At 44.8% G+C, this 17235-nt stretch carries 15 protein-coding genes; 12 read left to right on the forward strand and 3 right to left on the reverse strand.

Features of this window, described 5'->3' with window-relative positions; genetic code table 11:
- Positions 1-35: 35 nt before the first annotated feature.
- Entirely contained in the window at positions 36-2612 is a 2577-nt protein-coding gene (locus IH879_01410) for a leucine--tRNA ligase (GenBank protein MCH7673593.1), read from the reverse strand.
- 178 nt (positions 2613-2790) lie between these two features.
- Here IH879_01410 and IH879_01415 point away from each other — a divergent pair, with 178 nt between their 5' ends.
- The 5 genes from IH879_01415 (at position 2791) to IH879_01435 (ending at position 8992) form a co-directional block, all read left to right on the forward strand.
- Complete coding sequence (locus tag IH879_01415) at positions 2791-3255, forward strand: hypothetical protein (protein ID MCH7673594.1); 465 nt, start codon at positions 2791-2793, stop codon at positions 3253-3255.
- A 13-nt stretch (positions 3256-3268) separates the two neighbouring features.
- Positions 3269-4489 (forward strand): OsmC family protein, encoded by a 1221-nt coding sequence (locus IH879_01420; GenBank protein ID MCH7673595.1) that lies wholly within the window; start codon positions 3269-3271, stop codon positions 4487-4489.
- 175 nt (positions 4490-4664) lie between these two features.
- A complete protein-coding gene (locus IH879_01425) occupies positions 4665-7469 on the forward strand; it encodes an insulinase family protein (protein ID MCH7673596.1) in 2805 nt (934 codons plus the stop codon).
- A gap of 24 nt (positions 7470-7493) precedes the next feature.
- Positions 7494-8123: a DsbA family protein gene (locus IH879_01430; GenBank protein ID MCH7673597.1), complete on the forward strand. Its 630-nt coding sequence runs from the start codon at positions 7494-7496 to the stop codon at positions 8121-8123.
- Positions 8124-8206: 83 nt separating this feature from the next.
- The gene (locus IH879_01435; GenBank protein MCH7673598.1) at positions 8207-8992 is read left to right on the forward strand and encodes a VOC family protein; all 786 of its coding nucleotides are present in this window, start codon (positions 8207-8209) and stop codon (positions 8990-8992) included.
- Positions 8993-9198: 206 nt separating this feature from the next.
- Here IH879_01435 and IH879_01440 read toward each other — a convergent pair whose 3' ends face one another.
- Positions 9199-9411, reverse strand: coding sequence for a hypothetical protein (locus IH879_01440; GenBank protein ID MCH7673599.1), 213 nt, complete (start codon positions 9409-9411; stop codon positions 9199-9201).
- A 43-nt stretch (positions 9412-9454) separates the two neighbouring features.
- Here IH879_01440 and IH879_01445 point away from each other — a divergent pair, with 43 nt between their 5' ends.
- Genes IH879_01445 through IH879_01470 form a run of 6 tightly spaced genes read left to right on the forward strand, consistent with a single transcriptional unit; the run spans position 9455 to position 14654 of the window.
- On the forward strand, positions 9455-9715 hold the full coding sequence (locus tag IH879_01445; protein MCH7673600.1) for an antitoxin: 261 nt from the start codon (positions 9455-9457) through the stop codon (positions 9713-9715).
- Entirely contained in the window at positions 9712-10098 is a 387-nt protein-coding gene (locus IH879_01450) for a type II toxin-antitoxin system VapC family toxin (protein MCH7673601.1), read from the forward strand. Before IH879_01445 ends, IH879_01450 begins: the two co-directional genes overlap by 4 nt.
- 59 nt (positions 10099-10157) lie before the next feature.
- On the forward strand, positions 10158-11315 hold the full coding sequence (locus IH879_01455) for a hydroxymethylglutaryl-CoA reductase (protein MCH7673602.1): 1158 nt from the start codon (positions 10158-10160) through the stop codon (positions 11313-11315).
- Positions 11315-12055 (forward strand): 1-acyl-sn-glycerol-3-phosphate acyltransferase, encoded by a 741-nt coding sequence (locus IH879_01460; GenBank protein MCH7673603.1) that lies wholly within the window; start codon positions 11315-11317, stop codon positions 12053-12055. The genes IH879_01455 and IH879_01460 overlap by 1 nt, the downstream gene beginning before the upstream one ends.
- Positions 12045-13847 carry an FAD-binding oxidoreductase gene (locus IH879_01465; protein ID MCH7673604.1) on the forward strand — a complete coding sequence of 601 codons (1803 nt, stop codon included), beginning with the start codon at positions 12045-12047 and terminating at the stop codon, positions 13845-13847. Before IH879_01460 ends, IH879_01465 begins: the two co-directional genes overlap by 11 nt.
- Positions 13848-13853: 6 nt before the next feature.
- Positions 13854-14654: an SDR family oxidoreductase gene (locus IH879_01470; protein MCH7673605.1), complete on the forward strand. Its 801-nt coding sequence runs from the start codon at positions 13854-13856 to the stop codon at positions 14652-14654.
- Between the two features lie 125 nt (positions 14655-14779).
- Here IH879_01470 and IH879_01475 read toward each other — a convergent pair whose 3' ends face one another.
- Positions 14780-15757, reverse strand: coding sequence for a hypothetical protein (locus IH879_01475; GenBank protein ID MCH7673606.1), 978 nt, complete (start codon positions 15755-15757; stop codon positions 14780-14782).
- A gap of 859 nt (positions 15758-16616) precedes the next feature.
- Between IH879_01475 and IH879_01480 the strand changes: the two genes are divergently transcribed.
- Positions 16617-17235 (forward strand): 3-hydroxyacyl-CoA dehydrogenase family protein (locus tag IH879_01480; protein ID MCH7673607.1); only part of this gene is annotated, 619 nt, incomplete at its 3' end.

Consider the following 17235-nt stretch of genomic DNA (forward strand, 5'->3'; position numbering starts at 1 on the left):
GTTCTTGCAGTGGCTGCAAAAACATTAATTCAAAATTAACCTACTACCAAATTCACCAATTTCCCAGGAACTACGATAACCTTCCTGACCGTTTTCCCTGCCAAACGTGACTCAAGTTGCTGCAACGCCAATTTTTCCAATTCGGCTTTATCGGTGGCAATGTTGGCGGGCACGAGAAGTTGATCTCGAAGTTTGCCGTTCATTTGGATGACAATGGTTTTTTCATCACGTTCGAGGGCGGTTTCGTCATAGGCCGGCCAGTTTTCTTCGAGAACTGCACTTTCATTGCCAATCACACGCCAGAGTTCTTCGGCAATAAATGGCGTAATCGGCGAGACCAGCAGAATAAGCTGCTCAATGGCTTGCTTAAGAAGCGGCGCATTTAGTTCATGGCTTTCGGCATCACAGGCCGCTGAATAATCATAAAGCTCGTTGTTAAACTCCATGACCGCTGCCACCGAAGTGTTAAAATGAAATTTTTTGAAATCTTTGGTTATGGCATAGGTCTTTTCGTTCATTACATGCCAGAGTTGTTTATCCCGTTTATTCAATTTCTCGCCATCGATCTTGGCAGGCGTAACATTTTTTAGAGTATCTTTATATTTTTGCACAATCGTCCACAGACGGTTCAGAAACCGGTAGCCGCCCCGAATCCCTTCGTCGTTCCATTCGATCTCTCGCTCCGGCGGACCCATAAAAAGCGTATAAAGCCGCTCCGTGTCCGTGCCGTACTCTTCGATGATTTCTGTGGGCGCGATTGTATTTTTCTTCGATTTGCTCATTTTTGCCAATTCCTGAATTAGCGGCTGGTCATCATGGGGACAAAGATTTTTATCTTTGACATCATGCGGTGGAATCCAGCCATGCTCTTTGCAGCGAAACGCCGCGTGGGTGATCATGCCCTGAGTGAACAAGCGGGTAAATGGCTCATCGAATTTCACCAACTTCATATCCCGCATTGCCTTGGTGATGAAACGGGCGTAAAGCAGGTGCAGAATAGCGTGCTCGATGCCGCCAACATATTGATCAACCGGCAGCCATGAGTTGACCTGGTTAGAATCGAAAATTTTCTTGTCGTCATCTTGCGAGAGGTAGCGCATAAAATACCACGCCGAATCAACAAATGTGTCCATGGTGTCGGTATCTCGCCGAGCCGCGCTGCCACATTTGGGACAGTCGGTTTCATAAAACTCAGGGATTTCGGCAAGCCCCTTTTTTCCCAAAAATTCGACGTCAGGCAAAAGCACCGGCAAGTCCTCTTCCGGAACCGGCACAATGCCGCATTTCGGGCAGTGAATCATGGGAATCGGCGTGCCCCAATAACGCTGCCGGGAAATGAGCCAGTCGCGCAAACGATAGTTCACTTCGCCTTTGCCGTATCCTTCTTTCTCGAACGAGTCGACCATTTTTTTGATGGTTTCAGGGCCGGCGGGCAATCCGTTGAACGCGCCGGAATTGATCATGACTCCGTCATGAGGGTAGGCTTCTTCCAGGGTCGCTCCGTCAAGAGCTTTACCTTCAGGTTGGATGACCGGAACAACCGACAAATCAAACTTTCGGGCAAATTCAAAGTCACGCTGGTCATGGGCCGGCACTGCCATAATTGCGCCGGTTCCATACCCCATCAGCACGTAATCGGCGATCCAAATTGGAATTTTTTCGCCATTAGCAGGATTAATTGCATCGGCCCCAATAAACTCACCGGTCTTCTCGCGATCCGTGATCTGACGTTTGATGTCGCTTTCAGATTCTGTTTTTTTAACATAAGTTTCGACGTCTTTTTTTCGATCGGCAGTTGTCAAGCGCTCAACTAAGGGATGCTCAGGCGCCAGAACCATAAAAGTAGCGCCGTAAAGCGTGTCCGGGCGGGTGGTGAAAACTTCGATTTCTTCTGAAGCGCCTGCCACTTTGAAACGAAGCAGCGCCCCTTCGCTGCGGCCGATCCAGTTTCGCTGCATAATTTTCACACGCTCAGGCCAGTGCTGCAATTTATCAAGATCGTCAAGCAGCTCTTGGGCGTAGTCGGTGATCTTAAAAAACCACTGGGTCAAATTCTTTTTAATAACTTCGGAGTGGCAGCGTTCGCAGGCCCCGTCTACTACCTGCTCATTCGCCAAAACCGTGTCACACCCCGGGCACCAGTTTACCAACGAAGCTTTGCGGTAAGCCAGTTCTCGTTTATAAAGTTGGATGAACAGCCATTGATTCCACTTATAATAGCCGGGATCGCAGGTGGCGAGCTCACGCCGCCAATCAAAGACGACGCCCCATTCCCGAAATTGCTTTTTGAAGTTCTCGATGTTTTTGTAAGTCCATTCTTTGGGATGAATACCGCGGTCGATGGCGGCGTTTTCTGCGGGCAGGCCAAAAGCATCGAAGCCCATGGGGTTGAGCACATTATAGCCGTTCATAATCAAATAGCGGCAAGTGGCGTCACCGATAAGCCAGTTGCGGCCGTGACCCACGTGCATTTCTCCGGATGGATAGGGAAACATGTTAAGGTAATAGAGTTTTTTCCTGGTGCTTTTTAAATCGGGCTCAAAGAATTTCTGCTCTTTCCAGAAATCGCGCCATTTATCTTCAATTTTTTTAAAATCGTAAGGTCTGCTCATTTTCCTATTTTGACTCCGTGCAGTTTTGCTCCAAGTTCTTTAAGAGATTTCTATTGAAAAAGTCTATTGTCGATTCTATATTGATTTGTTTAGAATTATAAGCTGCAAAAATAAAAAATTAAAAGTGCATTTACAAGTAAATTAATAAAGTTTGAGTAGGAGGAACGAAACTAAAAATATGATTAAGAAAATTATTACCTCATTATTCTTTATTCTCCTCTTTAGTAACTCAATTTACGCACAGGGCCAAGGCTTTGGCCTGGGCATGATCCTCGGTGAACCAACCGGTATCAGCTTTAAAAATTGGCTTGGCAGGTCGACCGCTGTCGACTTCGCAATTGCCTGGTCTTTTGAAGGAAAAAATTCATTGACGATTCATGGCGATTACCTTTCTCATCACTTTAAATTGATTCAAGTGGAATCGGGGAGTTTGCCTTTTTATTATGGTATTGGCGGCAGCATAAAATTTAAGGATGATGACACCCGACTGGGGGCACGTGTGCCATTGGGATTGAACTACCACTTTGAAAATCTAACCCTGGACCTCTTTCTGGAATTTGTCCCGGTCTTGCTATTGATTCCGAAAACAGACTTTGACATAAATGTCGGCATTGGAATAAGGTATTTCTTTACTCGTAAATAGCTATGAGGTGAGCATGCAATTTCAAAAAATATCCTTCAAAAATGCCAATGGCGAAAATCTCTCCGCTCGCCTCGATTTACCTCTCACCGGCGAACCGGTCGCTTTCGCCTTGTTCGCCCACTGCTTTACCTGCTCAAAAAATCTCAGGGCAGTGGGTAACATCAGCGAGGCTTTGAACCGGGAAGGCATTGCGGTTTTGCGCTTTGACTTCACCGGTCTCGGCGAAAGTGAAGGCGACTTTGCCGACACTAACTTTTCTTCAAATGTCGCTGATCTCATTGCTGCTGCTGATTTTCTTGAGAAAAAATTCCAAGCCCCAAAAATTTTGATTGGCCACTCCTTGGGTGGCGCGGCGGTTTTGCAAGCCGCAGGGAATATTCCATCCGTCCTTGCTGTAGCAACAATAGGTGCGCCCGCAGACCCGACGCATGTAAAACATCTCCTTGGCAGCACGCAAGAAACCATTGAAAAAGAGGGAGCAGCGGAGGTTTCAATCGCCGGGCGTACTTTCAAAATCAAAAAGCAGTTCCTCGACGATCTCGAACAAACCAAAATGCAGGAGTCGATCCGCAATTTAAAACGGGCGCTTTTGATATTTCATTCGCCGGTGGACAATATTGTCGGCGTCGAAAATGCCGGTAAAATTTTTGAGGCTGCCAGGCATCCCAAAAGCTTCCTTTCTCTCGATCACGCCGACCACTTGCTTACCGATGAACAAGATTCGCAATATGTCGGCCATATAATTTCGGCCTGGGCGGGCAAGTATTTGGATATTTCCCCACAGACTCTTGAAAAAGCGGACTTAACGGACAACCGCATTTTCGTACGAACCGGAAAGTCGGGATTTCAAACGGAAATAAACGCCAATGGCCATAGCCTGATTGCCGACGAACCTATTTCGGTGGGTGGCACAAATTTGGGTCCAACCCCGTATGATTACTTGGTCGCCGCGCTCGGTTCCTGCACCTCCATGACTTTAAGAATGTACGCCGACCGCAAAAAGTGGCCTTTGGAAGATGTGGTGGTCAGATTAAAACATCAAAAAGTCTATGCCAAAGATTGCGAAGAATGTGAAGATAAAAATGTCAAAATCGATGAAATCGAGCGGGAGATTGAAGTACACGGTCCGCTTGATGAAGCACAAAAGAAAAGACTTCTTGAAATCGCTGACCGGTGCCCGGTGCACCGCACGCTGCATTCTGAGATTGTAGTTAAAACAAAGTTGAAAGATTGAAAAGGTTTTTTGGAATGAATTGTAAGGAAATTCTATTTTAGCCACTGATAAACACGGATGTTCACAGATTTATAATTTAAATTGTTCATATTATTGAAACCAAATCCGTGTTTTATCCGTGATAATCCGTGGCTAAAAAACCTATCTGAAGGGACTTTTTAACAAAGGATGAATCATGAAACAAATATTTTCCATCTTATTTTTTCTTAATTTTACATTTTCTATTTGCTTATCCCAAACTTCGATTGACTTAAAAAAAGAACTCCCCACCGATCCCACGATTACAATTGGCAAATTAAGAAACGGTCTCAAATATTACATCCGCGAAAACAAGAAACCCGAGAATCGCGCTGAGCTGCGTTTGGCTGTGAATGCGGGCTCTGTTCTCGAAGATGACGACCAGCGGGGGCTGGCGCATTTTGTAGAGCACATGGCGTTCAACGGTACAAAGAATTTTGCCAAACAGGAAATCGTCGATTATTTGGAATCGATCGGCATGCAATTTGGCCCGGACATCAATGCTTACACCAGCTTTGATGAAACGGTTTACATGTTGCAAGTGCCAACAGATAGTGTTGAGGCGGTCGAAACTGCATTTCAAATTCTGGAAGACTGGGCGCACAACATAAGTTTTGAGGAGGAAGAAATAGACAAGGAACGAGGAGTGGTGGTTGAGGAATGGCGGCTGGGACGCGGCGCCGGCGCCCGCATGCGCGACAAGCAGTTTCCCATTTTATTTAAAGATTCTCGCTACGCCGAACGCTTACCGATTGGCAAAAAAGAAATTCTTGAAACAGCGCCTTACAATTCCTTGCGCAGATTTTACCGGGATTGGTACCGTCCGGACTTGATGGCCGTTGTGGCGGTAGGCGATTTTGATAAAGATTGGATCGAGAAATTAATTAAAAAACATTTTAGACGCCTTAGAGTTCTCAAAAAACCGAGAGAACGTCAGGTCTTTCCGGTTCCGAATCATAAAGAAACTTTGTTTGCCCCTGCCTCAGATGTTGAAGCAACCGGCTCAAATATCAGTATCTATTACAAACATGAAGTGCCGGAAAAAGGCACTGTTGGCGACTATCGCCGGTCACTCATCGAAGCGCTTTACAACAGCATACTCAACAACCGGCTCAATGAGTTGCTGCAAAATCCGGAGCCGCCGTTTTTGTTCGGCTTTTCGAGTCAAGGGACTTTTATTCGTTCTAAGAGTTTTTATATTTTAGGCGCAGGCGTCAAAGACAATGGTATCGAAGCCGGCCTTGAGGCAGTGCTCACCGAAGCCATCCGGGTGAGACGCCACGGGTTTACCGAGTCCGAATTGGAGCGACAAAAAACCGAAATGCTGCGTGGTTTTGAACAAGTCTACAATGAACGGGACAAAACCGAATCCGAGCAATTTGCCGCCGAATACATCCGTAATTTTCTTGAAGGTGAATCTCTGCCGGGAATTGAGTATGAATACACTTTGTACAATTTACTACTGCCCGGCATCAAAACCGAAGAAGTCAATCAGTTAGCAAAAAATTTGATTCGCGATGAAAATCGAGTCATTTCGGTCAGTACTCCGGAAAAGGAGGAAATTAAAACTCCGACAGAGGAAGGTATTTTAGCAGTATTTGATCGGGTTAACCGAAAAGAAATCAAACCCTATGAAGATACAGTACCGGACTTGCCGTTGGTCGAAATCCCACCTACTCCGGGTAAGATCGTCTCTCAGGAAACAATAGAAAAGTTGGGCGTCACGGAGTGGGATTTGTCCAATGGCGTGAAAGTTGTGCTCAAGCCGACCGATTTCAAAAACGACGAGATTTTGTTTACCGCTACCAGCCCCGGCGGACACTCGCTGGTTCCCGATAAAGATTTCATTGCTGCGGCCTCAGCAACCGCAATCATCCGCGAGGGCGGCCTCGGCAATTTTGACCGGATTGCTTTGCAAAAAAAGCTCGCCGGAAAATTGGCTGGCGTCTCCCCGTGGATCAGTTCACTGCAGGAGGGATTATCCGGCAACGCGTCACCAAAAGATTTAGAAACGTTATTCGAGCTTATTTATCTCCATTTTACAGCCCCGCGCAAGGACAACACTGCCTTTCTTTCTTTTCAAAATCGCATGAAAGGATTCATCAAAAATCGCCACGCGAGTCCGCAGGCTGCTTATCAGGACACCATCCGAGTTACCATGTCAAATTATCATCATCGCACCCGGCCGTGGTCGGAAGAGCTTCTCGACGAAATGAATCTGGAAACATCATTTAAGATTTACCAGGACCGATTTGCCGACGCCGGCGATTTCACTTTTTTCTTTGTGGGAAATTTTGAGCTCGAGCAAATGAAACCGCTGGTACAAAAGTATCTCGGCGGCTTGCCTTCCGCTAATCGAAAAGAGAGTTGGAAAAATGTCGGCATCACGACCCCCGGAGGCGTTATTGAAAAAGATGTTAAAAAAGGCATCGAAGATCAAAGTCGAGTGACCATGATTTTCACAGGACCCTATGAGTGGAACCGCCGCAACAACTACGAAATCAACTCGATGGCAAGAGCCTTTCAAATTAAGCTCAGGGAAGTTTTGCGCGAGGATTTGGGCGGAACTTACGGAGTTGGGGTCTCAGCTTCGACTTCTCGTTACCCGGATGAAGAGTACAGCATCAACATTTCCTGGGGTTGCGCGCCGGACAGAGTTGATGAACTAATTAAAACTGTCTTTTTGCAAATCGATAGTTTACAAACCTTCGGAACGACGGAAAAAAACCTGAACAAAGTAAAAGAAAACCAGCGTCGAAGCCGGGAGACTGATTTAAAAGAAAACAGATTCTGGTTAAGTTCTCTGCGCTTTTCTTATTATCATCAAAGAGAGCCATTGCAAATTTTGGAATACGACAAATTGATAGAAAAATTAACTTTAAAAGCTGTGCAACGCGCAGCCCAAAAATATTTTAATGCAAAAAATTATGTTAAAGTGGTTTTGTATCCGGAGGGTTTTTAATTCCTAAAATAGAGTTGGCAAACTTTGAAAAAAGAACTCATCTATATCGGCGACCCGATGTGTTCCTGGTGTTGGGGATTTTCTCCGGTCTTGCAGGAAATTCGCAAACAATTCCAGGATCATCTGGCGTTTTCAGTTATTGTTGGCGGACTGCGGGCAGGCACTTCAGAAAATCTGACTGAGGATCTAAAACAAGACATCCGTGGCCATTGGACAGAGGTCAACAAAATGACCGGCCAACCATTTTCATTTAATTTCTTTAACCGTGATAATTTTATTTACAATACCGAACCCGCTTGCCGTGCAGTCGTGACCATTCGAAATCTAAAACCGAATTTAGTGTTCAGCTATTTTGAATCGCTGCACCATTCTTTTTATGTTGAGAATCATGACATAACAACAACGGAGGTGTTATCCAACAATGCCGGAAAAATTGGGGTGGATAGTGAGGCGTTTCAACTAACGTTCAATTCCCGGAAAATTATCGATGAAACGGCAAGTGATTTCGAAACTGCCAGAAGAATGGGTGTCTTTGGTTTTCCATCTTTAGTATTGAAAGAAGCTGAAAAAATAATCCCAGTGTCGAACGGGTACTGCACTTTCGAGGGGCTTACCCGCAAACTTGATAAAGTACTCAATCATCAGAGTTTTTAGTCATTTATATTTCTTGTCGATTCCTCGCGGATGAATCGTTTTAAAAGCAATAAAACTCAATTATCAATTAAGGAGGATGCAAAATGGAGATTTCCGAATACACTCCCGGCACCTTTTGCTGGATAGAACTGGTCACGTCTGACGGCGATGGCGCTAAGAAATTTTATGCCGACCTATTCGGCTTAGGCTTTAACGATCAGCCAGTGGGTGAAGACGCGGTTTATACCATGCTCAACAAAGAAGGCAAAAATGTAGCTGCGCTCTACCAGATGAATGAAGAACAAAAATCCCGCGGCATTTATCCACATTGGAACTCGTACGTTTCGGTCAAAAGTGCAGATGAAACGACTGAGAAAGTTAAATCACTGGGCGGAACGGTGACGATGGAGCCGTGTGATGTGTTTGACGCCGGCCGCATGGCGATGTTTCAAGATCCAACGGGGGCATCCTTTGCTGTGTGGCAGCCCAACCAACACATCGGCGCGCAGTTAACCAATGATCCGGGAACCCTGTGCTGGAACGAGCTTGTTACAAACGATACTCAAAAAGCCGGTGAGTTTTATACCAGGCTCTTCGGTTGGACCAGCAATACAGATTCGGGGTCGCCGCCATACACCATGTTTATGAATGGGGAGCGACCTGCCGGTGGCATGCTTGAAATCCAGAAAGAATGGGGAGAAGTGCCGCCGAATTGGGTGGTCTATTTTGCCGTGGAAGATTGTGACACCAGTGCTGAAAAAGCGACATCACTGGGTGCCAAGATTCTCTCACCTCCAACAGATGTTCCGGAGATAGGGAGATTCGCTGTGATTCAGGATGCCCAGGGAGCGGCTTTTGCGATTATCAAATTAGAGAATCCGGACCAGTGAAAAAGACTAAATTCAGTTTATACTATTTAGCCGGCTACCTGATCACAGGTGGCCGGGCCTTCTTGCTATCTCCAAAGTTGGCCTTAAAAATGTTCAGGTAAACCGGTTATTATAGTGTGGTGGTACTTAAGCTCGCCGGGCAACTTCTCGCAAAGACGAGCTTTCGAAAGCATCAAACCGACGGAAAATCAGTGAGTTGTGCACTTTTAGCTGATATTTGCTTCTACATTAAAACAAAGAAACTGTGAAAAAAGCACCAAGTGTAGATGCAATTCACGAAACCCAGAATCCTTTTTCAAACGATAATCTTTGCCATATTTTTCCTTGACATTTTTCACCACAATGGCTAAATATGGCAATCCCTTTGCAAATCTACTAAAAAACGCTTGATTTTCAATATTTGGTTGCATACTTTGCATTCAAAATGCATTCTATTTTTGACATCATTAAAGGGTTAGCTAAATGAAAGTATTGACAATCCGGGGCCTTGACAAAGAGCTTGCCGCTAGAATTAAAGATGCAGCCCAAAAAGAATCTTTGAGTGTCAATCAATACATCATTAATTTGCTAAAAAAGAACTTTGGGCAAATGAAAGAGAAAAAGTTTACTAAAAGGCATCATGATCTAGATGCCCTTGTCGGCAAGTGGGATGAAGAAGAGTATCATGCTATCAAAAATGAGATTGAAGCTCAGCGAAAAATTGATAAGGATTTGTGGAAGTGAAACGAGTCCTCATCGATACGAACATTTATATTGAAGCCATGTTTGGGAATCCTGAAATTGTCCAGAAGTTGCAAAAAGTGGACATGATTGGTCTAAGTGCAATCTCAATAGGCGAGCTATTAGCCGGTTTCAACATCAGAAAAAAACAATCTGAACAAGTTTCCCAATTTGAAGAATTCTTGGATTCTCCACGAGTAGAACTTTGTTCAGTCACTTACAGTACTGCCGACTTTTATAGTGAAATTTACTTAAAGCTCCGAAAAGCAGGCACGCCAATTCCAACAAATGATATTTGGATTGCAGCGACAGCTCTTGAACATGGGTTTCGTATTTTTACCTTAGACAAACATTTTCAGAATATCGCAGGGATGACTTTTTATTAGCATGATTGAACAAAGCGTCCTTTCGTTCATTATTTTTACTCACTATTGATAGGGGATTTATGTCCAGTCTACTACCACCACGGGGTTACTCAAAACAGCACACGGAAAAAAGACGAAAGTGGCTGGTTGAAAAAACCGGGTTCTACTTAAACGAGGCGCCTCCCGACGACCCGGAGAATCTGAAAGGCATTATAGAAAATCACGTTGGTTTTATGCAGGTACCGATGGCGGTGGCCGGGCCGCTTAAAATTTCGGGAACCTATGCCCACGGAGAATATTACATTCCGCTCTGCACTCTGGAAGGCACGCTTTGTATGTCTATGACACGGGGCTTATACCTGACCTATCTTTCCGGCGGGTTCAAAACCACCCACATCAAACAAGAGCTTTCCCGGAGTCCGATGTTCAGATTCAAGGAAATCCATGAAACCACCAGGTTCACAAAGTGGATAGATGAAAATTTTGAACAGATCAAAAAGGCCGCGGAATCTACTACAAATCATGGCAAGCTCCTGAGAATCGATACGTATATCATTCAGGACAGTGTTATTCTCGATTTTGTTTATAATACGGCGGAAGCTGCCGGACAAAACATAGTGACCATGGCGACTTTTGAAGCATGTAAGTTTATTAAAGAAAAATATCAGTCCGAGCAGTTCATCCGCTATTATATTGAGAGTAATTTTAATTGCGACAAAAATCCTGCTTACAAGACCATTCTACAAGGCAGAAGTCATCAAGTCGTTGCGAGCGCGCTCATTAAAAGCAAGCTTTTTAAAAGATTACTTCACTGCACACCAGAGGATTATGTTGAGGCCTGGTTAAAATGTTCAAGCAGGGGATCTCGCATAGCCGGGATTGTTGGAAAAAATATGCATATAGCAAACGCACTCGCGGCAATTTATCTCGCGACCGGCCAGGATATTGCCTGCGTTGCTGAAAATGCCGTCGGTACCATAGAGTTTGAGCTCCGGAATAAAGACGATCTTTATGCTACGCTCACCATGCCTTCTATCAGTGTCGGTACCGTCGGTGGCGGCACGCGATTAAAACAGCAAAAAGCTAATCTCGAAATGCTGGGGTGTTCCGGCAAGAATTCTTCTAAAAAGCTCGCCGAAATCGTTTGTGCTTGTGCGCTTGCCCTGGAGCTCTCCCTGGGTGGCGCGATTGTCAGCGATGAATTTGCCCAGTCTCACGCGGAATACGGGAGAAAATAGTGAAATCCTTACAGGATGCATTAGCAAAAATCTCACTTGGACCTGAGTATGCCTACCTGTCTCAGCCGCTTACCTTCTTTCAAAAGGCTGGAAAGAAAACTTTTGAGTTGTATTGTAAAACGCTTTTCACACTTTACTGTCCGTTGCAAGTGCAGGGGCGGGAAAATATTCCTGAGTCTCCATTTATTTTTTGCAGTAATCATAACAGCCACATGGATACAGGAGTATTGATGCTTTCTTCAGGGCTCCCTTTTAAAAACTTTGGGATGATGGCAGCCGCAGACTACTTTTTTGAAAATAGAAGCAGAAAATTTTTCTTAGGATCGTTAATGAACTTAATTCCGGTAAATAGAAAATCCACTTACAAAAGCATGGTCGAAGCCATGGCCGCATGTAGAGAGTTTACTAAAGACCGGAGCCGCAACATCATCATTTTTCCCGAAGGAACCCGCTCCTTAACGGGTCAAATTCAAAGTTTCAGACACGGGGCAGCTATGATTTCCTCAGAGCTGAAGCTCCCAATAGTTCCGGTCTATATAACAGGAACCCATGATTCAATGCCCAAAGGAAAATCGTTCATGAAACCGGGAAGACTACAAGCTACAATTGGTCAACCTATTTTCCCGGAACAATTCAACCATGAGAATAAGAACGGCAAGCCCATGTCGGGTTATCGTCTGTTGACGGCGGAGCTTGAAAAAAGCATTTTGAGATTAAAGGAGGAGAATGGTGTCAACTAAAGTTGAACAAATGAAATGGTGGGGTTGGGGCGGCGAAAATATTGAATTCGACATGGCAAGTAAACCTGACTTATGGCCCTACATCAAAAACGTTCTTGGAATCGAGCAGGAGATATATACACCTCCGGTTAAATTCGAGGATATTGAAATGCCCGAGCAGAGACTTAATAATAAGTTTCTGACTACGATAAAACCGCTTTTGAATGAAGAGCAGGTTAAGACAGACAAAATAGAGAGGCTGATTCATGCTTATGGCAAGAGTTTCCGTGATTTGTGGCGCATCCGGCGAGGCATCATCGAAGCGGCTGCCGATTGCGTCATTTATCCGCAATCGGAAGATGACGTTTGCTCAATTATCAAAGCGGCCTCCGAATGTGATGTCATCATCATTCCTTTCGGTGGCGGCTCGAATATCGCCGGCTGTCTAGAAGCCCGAGGCCGCAACGGCCGCATGGTCGTCTCTCTCGATATGAAAAGAATGAACCAGGTTATTGAGGTAGACCATGAATCTTGCACAGCACGAATCCAGGCGGGGGTCATGGGACCGGATATGGAAAATCAGCTCAGCTCTTTCGGTGTGACACTCGGTCATTTTCCGGATTCCTTTGAATATTCATCCCTCGGTGGTTGGGTCGCAACCCGGTCTGCAGGCATGCAAAGCGACAAATACGGCAAAATCGAAGACATGGTTATTTCTTTGCGCATGGTCACGCCTAGTGGCACCATCGTCACCAGAACCGTTCCGAAATCATCAAACGGCATAGACGTCAATCATATCTGTATTGGCAGCGAAGGCATTTTGGGTGTGATTACAGAAGCGACCATGCAAGTCCATCACATCCCCGAGTGCAGAGAATTCTACGGCTATCTTTTCCCGGATTTCGAGAGCGGCGCAGAGGCGATTCACGAATGCGTTGAAAAAGAGTGTCAGCCGGTCATCACAAGGTTTAATGATTCCGAAAAGACAGCGCTTTCGTTTGCCTACAAAAGCAAATCGTCCGGATTTAAATCATTTTTGGCAAAAGGGGTCAAAGCATACCTCAATAAGAAATTCGACCTTGATAAAGCCTGTTTGATGTTAACCGCATTTGAAGGGGATAAGAAAACCTTCAATTACATTAAAAAACGAGTTAACGCCATTTACAAAAAACAGGGCGCTTTTAATTTAGGCACCGACCCGGGAAAATCTTTTGAAAAAGGGAAATACGATTTCCCTTACCTGCGAGATTATGTGATGGACCGTAACATCATTGCCGATGTCAGTGAAACCTCGACGGTGTGGAGCAACGTTCTGCCGCTCTACTACGCAACTTATGATGCGCTTGACAAAGCCATTCGCAACACCGGCAGCAAGACTTTTCTCGGCTGCCACATTAGTCACAGTTACCAGACCGGAACCAGTTTGTATTTTACCTTCGGCGCCCTGCAAGAACCGGGCAAGGGTTTGCAACAATACCTTTACATAAAAAAAGCCGCTGAAGATGCTTTTATGAAAAATGGCGCGACTCTCTCTCACCATCACGCGGTGGGTTACGAGCACATGCCTTGGTTGGAAGATGATATTTCCACGACCGGCGTCAAAGCGGTGAAAGCGCTCAAGCTCGGTTTAGATCCGAAAGGAGTCATGAACCCGGGCAAAATCATCCCAACTGAAACGCCCTTTCAAAATTGGGGGCTCAAAGAGCAGGACGTTGCGGAATTTGACAGAAATGGCAGTTCTGCAAACGGTGAAAATGGTAGGACTGAACGACTGGATGCCGAAACCCAAAAAGCGGAGTCAAATCAACATTAATTTCGAATGACGCTCTCCGGAAAATCCATCATCATAACCGGAGCTTCATCCGGCCTCGGGAGAGCGCTTGCCCTGGAACTCGCCAGGTACGATACCAACCTCGTCCTCTTTGCCCGCAATCAAGAAAAATTATTAGAGACCCAAAACCTCTGCGCGCAATTCAACTCCCCTTGCATCATTTTCTCCGGTGACGTCACAAAGCCCGAGGATTGCAAAAAATTAACAGACCTAACCCTCGACCGTTTTGGTGCTCTCGATATTTTGATAGCAAATGCTGGAATAGGCATGCGGGCAAAATTTGAAGAAATTGAAGATATATCCATTTTAAATAAAATGATGACAACCAATTATCTGGGCGCTGTCAACTGCACTCAGCATGCATTGTCTCATCTTAAAAAAAGCAAAGGTTTGATTGTAGTGATCTCATCTATTCAAGGGAAGCAGGGCGTGCCCCTTCATACTGGCTATGCGGCTTCAAAACATGCACTGCACGGTTTTTTTGATTCGCTGAGAATCGAACTTCAAGACACCGGAGTCGACATTCTGATTGCCCTGCCAAGCTGGATCAGGAATCCGGGTTGGCGCCAAAACAGTCTGGCAATGGACGGTCAGCCGAGAGGCGAATCCAGCAAAAAACAGAGCAAAAGCGCAGTTTCTCTTGAAGAATGTTCTCAGGCAATTATCAAAGCAATTCTAAAAAGAAAACGAGAGGTCGTGATTCCTGCGAAACTTAAGTTCCTGCCTTTGCTGAATTTAATCAATCCAAAAATCGTAGAATTTTTTATTAAAAGGAAGTTCCAGAGCTGAGGTAAAAGTCGGATACCAAAGAGTTTCCAGGGGATGAAGCAGCATACAAACGCTGTTCATAATATTTTTTGGCTCTATCTTTTTTAAGAAAAAAACTGCGCCACTGACCGGCTTGATCGTGTAAATCAAAATAGCTGAATTTTTCCCGCATCAACCTCCTCGATAAGTTTTTGCAGTCTTTTGTAGACACCTTTAATTTCACTTTCGGTCAGCCCGAATTGAATCAACCCCTCCTTTCGCCGGACGCCTTGTTTTTTATCTAAATTTGGTGTCGGAGAAATCTGAATCAGAAACCCGTCGACCCCCGTAAACTGCAACACGACGCCCAGACTTTTTTCGAGATCTTCCGGGGTAATGTTGCGGAGCCGTTCAATGGTCTCTTTTGGCAAGCGTTTAACCCGAAGGCGCTGCCAGGCGCTGCCCCGAGCGCTTGCTTCACTTTCAAAGGCAACGCCATTGTCGACGGCAAAGACCCGCGGATTTTTCGGATCGGTGGAAATCAAGAAATTACCCACATTTGAATCGCGGTGCTTGATCAGGTAAGAAAGAATATTCATGTTCGCCAAATGACGGGCATAGGTCGTGTCCGAGTCAAAACGAGCTCTGTCAAAAACATGTTCGGGGGTTACCTGGTCGAGCCAGTACTGAGCCACAAAAATGACGGATTGGGTACCATCAAAAGTAGGCAAAACGTCTCTATCGATTTGGCGGTATTGCTGAACCGGTAAAGTCAGCCCAAGCGTGGGTGGAACCACATAATACTCAGGCGTCAGGAAAAGCTTTTGCAGCTCGTATGCGGCGATTTCATAACGCGGCTGATTGTTAAAGTCCTCTCCAGCCCTCGGCGCTGTTTTCCATTTAATCCGCAGGGTTTTACCCGCGGAAAGTTCAAGCGTTGCTCTTTTGGCTTGATAGGACGCTTCCGAACCCAAACGGCTGATGGTGGAAACTTCGCTGACTTGCCAATCACCAGACTTCAGGATGCGCTCAATTTCGGGGATTGAAAACCTGAAATTACTATCCTGAGCCATGAGCGGAAATTCGAGGAGAAGCAGGATTCCGAATAGGAAGATTTTGTCTGAGTGCGCTCCAGGAATTAACATAAATTCCCTCCCGGTTTCATTGTCGGTATTGTCTCAACATCAAATATATAAAAATATTTTGACCTTGCAAGAACTATCCTGTTCAAAATTCATGACAGCAATTATCATTTGCGAAAATAAGCCTGTCCCTGGATAGAATAAAACCTCGCGACATCTTCCTGAAAACCCTAACAAAATAAGCCTGCCCGAAATTCTTCTTGCCATCTTTCATCTTGCTTTTATAAAAAATTTCAGCTATTTTTGAAAAAATCACCACTTGCTTTGTGATTTCTGCAAAACAGGACACAGAGAAGACTGAGGAGCACAGAACTCACAGAGAAAAGACTTTAAATAAACGAGAAGATCAGAGATGGCAGCATGGAAGAATTAAATGCTCTTTCTGAAAGATGGAATCATTAGAAAATAAATTAAAATCTCTGAGTTCTTTGTACTACAAACTTGCAACATTGTGTTTTTTTAGCAAAGTTTCGGTCGGCTAGAATTATGTGAACAAAGATATTTAGCCACAGATTAACACTGATAAAACACTGATTTAAAATCTAACTTTTGAAGCCACTTTTTTTCAAAAACCTGTTACTGAGAGGCTCTGATATTGATAAGTCACCAGAAGTAAAATTGAAACGCTGAACCCAACGATTTCATAATTTTGTTTTTTCAGTTTCATAGTCTAAACTCAATTTATCCGTGTCAAATCAGTGTTAATCCGTGGCTAAAGTTAATTTATCTTTTGATTGCGACTTCGTCGCGCTGTGTTTATCCGTGGCTGAAGTCGTTGTAGCAACGAGGTGTGGGTGTTGAATCGATCACCACTATTTGCAAGAGAAACTTGTCTAAATGTGATAATTATTTTGGAGGATTCATGGCAATTAAAAAGGTAGGCGTCATCGGCGCCGGTTTGATGGGGTCCGGCATTGCACAGGTTGCGGCCGCAGCGGGTTATGAAACCGTCGTTCGGGAAGTATCTCAGGAATTTCTGGACAAAGGGTTGTCTCGAATCGATGGGTTTCTCTCTAAGTCCGTCGAGAAGGGTAAACTGACTTCCGAACAAAAGGCAGCGACTTTAAAGAATCTAAGCGGTACAACGAAATTGGAAGATCTAAAGGACTGTGATTTGATAATTGAAGCAATTACCGAAGACATCAAATTAAAAAGGGAAACGTTTGCTACTTTAGACAAAGTATGTTCAGCCGCCACGATTTTTGCGAGCAACACTTCATCCCTGACCGTTATCGAAATGGCCGCAGCTACGCAACGACCGGATAAATTTGTCGGACTGCATTTTTTTAATCCGGTGCCAATTATGAAATTAGTGGAAGTGGTTCGCACGATTCAAACCAGTCAAGAGACTTTTGACGCCGCTTTTGAATTTGCAACATCGGTTGGCAAAGTGCCGATTGCCTGCAAAGACAACTCGGGCTTCGTCGTAAATCTACTCTTGGTGCCGTACTTGATTGGCGCAATTCGCGCCGTCGAAAATG

The organism is candidate division KSB1 bacterium (genome assembly GCA_022562085.1).
Classification (GTDB): Bacteria; Zhuqueibacterota; Zhuqueibacteria; order Oceanimicrobiales; family Oceanimicrobiaceae; genus Oceanimicrobium.

What these genes read in the sequence shown, in the direction of transcription:
- IH879_01455 (MCH7673602.1), top strand. Translation starts at nt 10,158, where the DNA reads ATGTCCAGTCTACTACCACCACGGGGTTACTCAAAACAGCACACGGAA.
- IH879_01420 (MCH7673595.1), top strand. Translation starts at nt 3,269, where the DNA reads ATGCAATTTCAAAAAATATCCTTCAAAAATGCCAATGGCGAAAATCTC.
- IH879_01415 (MCH7673594.1), top strand. Translation starts at nt 2,791, where the DNA reads ATGATTAAGAAAATTATTACCTCATTATTCTTTATTCTCCTCTTTAGT.
- IH879_01440 (MCH7673599.1), bottom strand. Translation starts at nt 9,411, where the DNA reads ATGCAAAGTATGCAACCAAATATTGAAAATCAAGCGTTTTTTAGTAGA.
- IH879_01445 (MCH7673600.1), top strand. Translation starts at nt 9,455, where the DNA reads ATGAAAGTATTGACAATCCGGGGCCTTGACAAAGAGCTTGCCGCTAGA.
- IH879_01410 (MCH7673593.1), bottom strand. Translation starts at nt 2,612, where the DNA reads ATGAGCAGACCTTACGATTTTAAAAAAATTGAAGATAAATGGCGCGAT.
- IH879_01475 (MCH7673606.1), bottom strand. Translation starts at nt 15,757, where the DNA reads ATGTTAATTCCTGGAGCGCACTCAGACAAAATCTTCCTATTCGGAATC.
- IH879_01470 (MCH7673605.1), top strand. Translation starts at nt 13,854, where the DNA reads ATGACGCTCTCCGGAAAATCCATCATCATAACCGGAGCTTCATCCGGC.
- IH879_01425 (MCH7673596.1), top strand. Translation starts at nt 4,665, where the DNA reads ATGAAACAAATATTTTCCATCTTATTTTTTCTTAATTTTACATTTTCT.
- IH879_01435 (MCH7673598.1), top strand. Translation starts at nt 8,207, where the DNA reads ATGGAGATTTCCGAATACACTCCCGGCACCTTTTGCTGGATAGAACTG.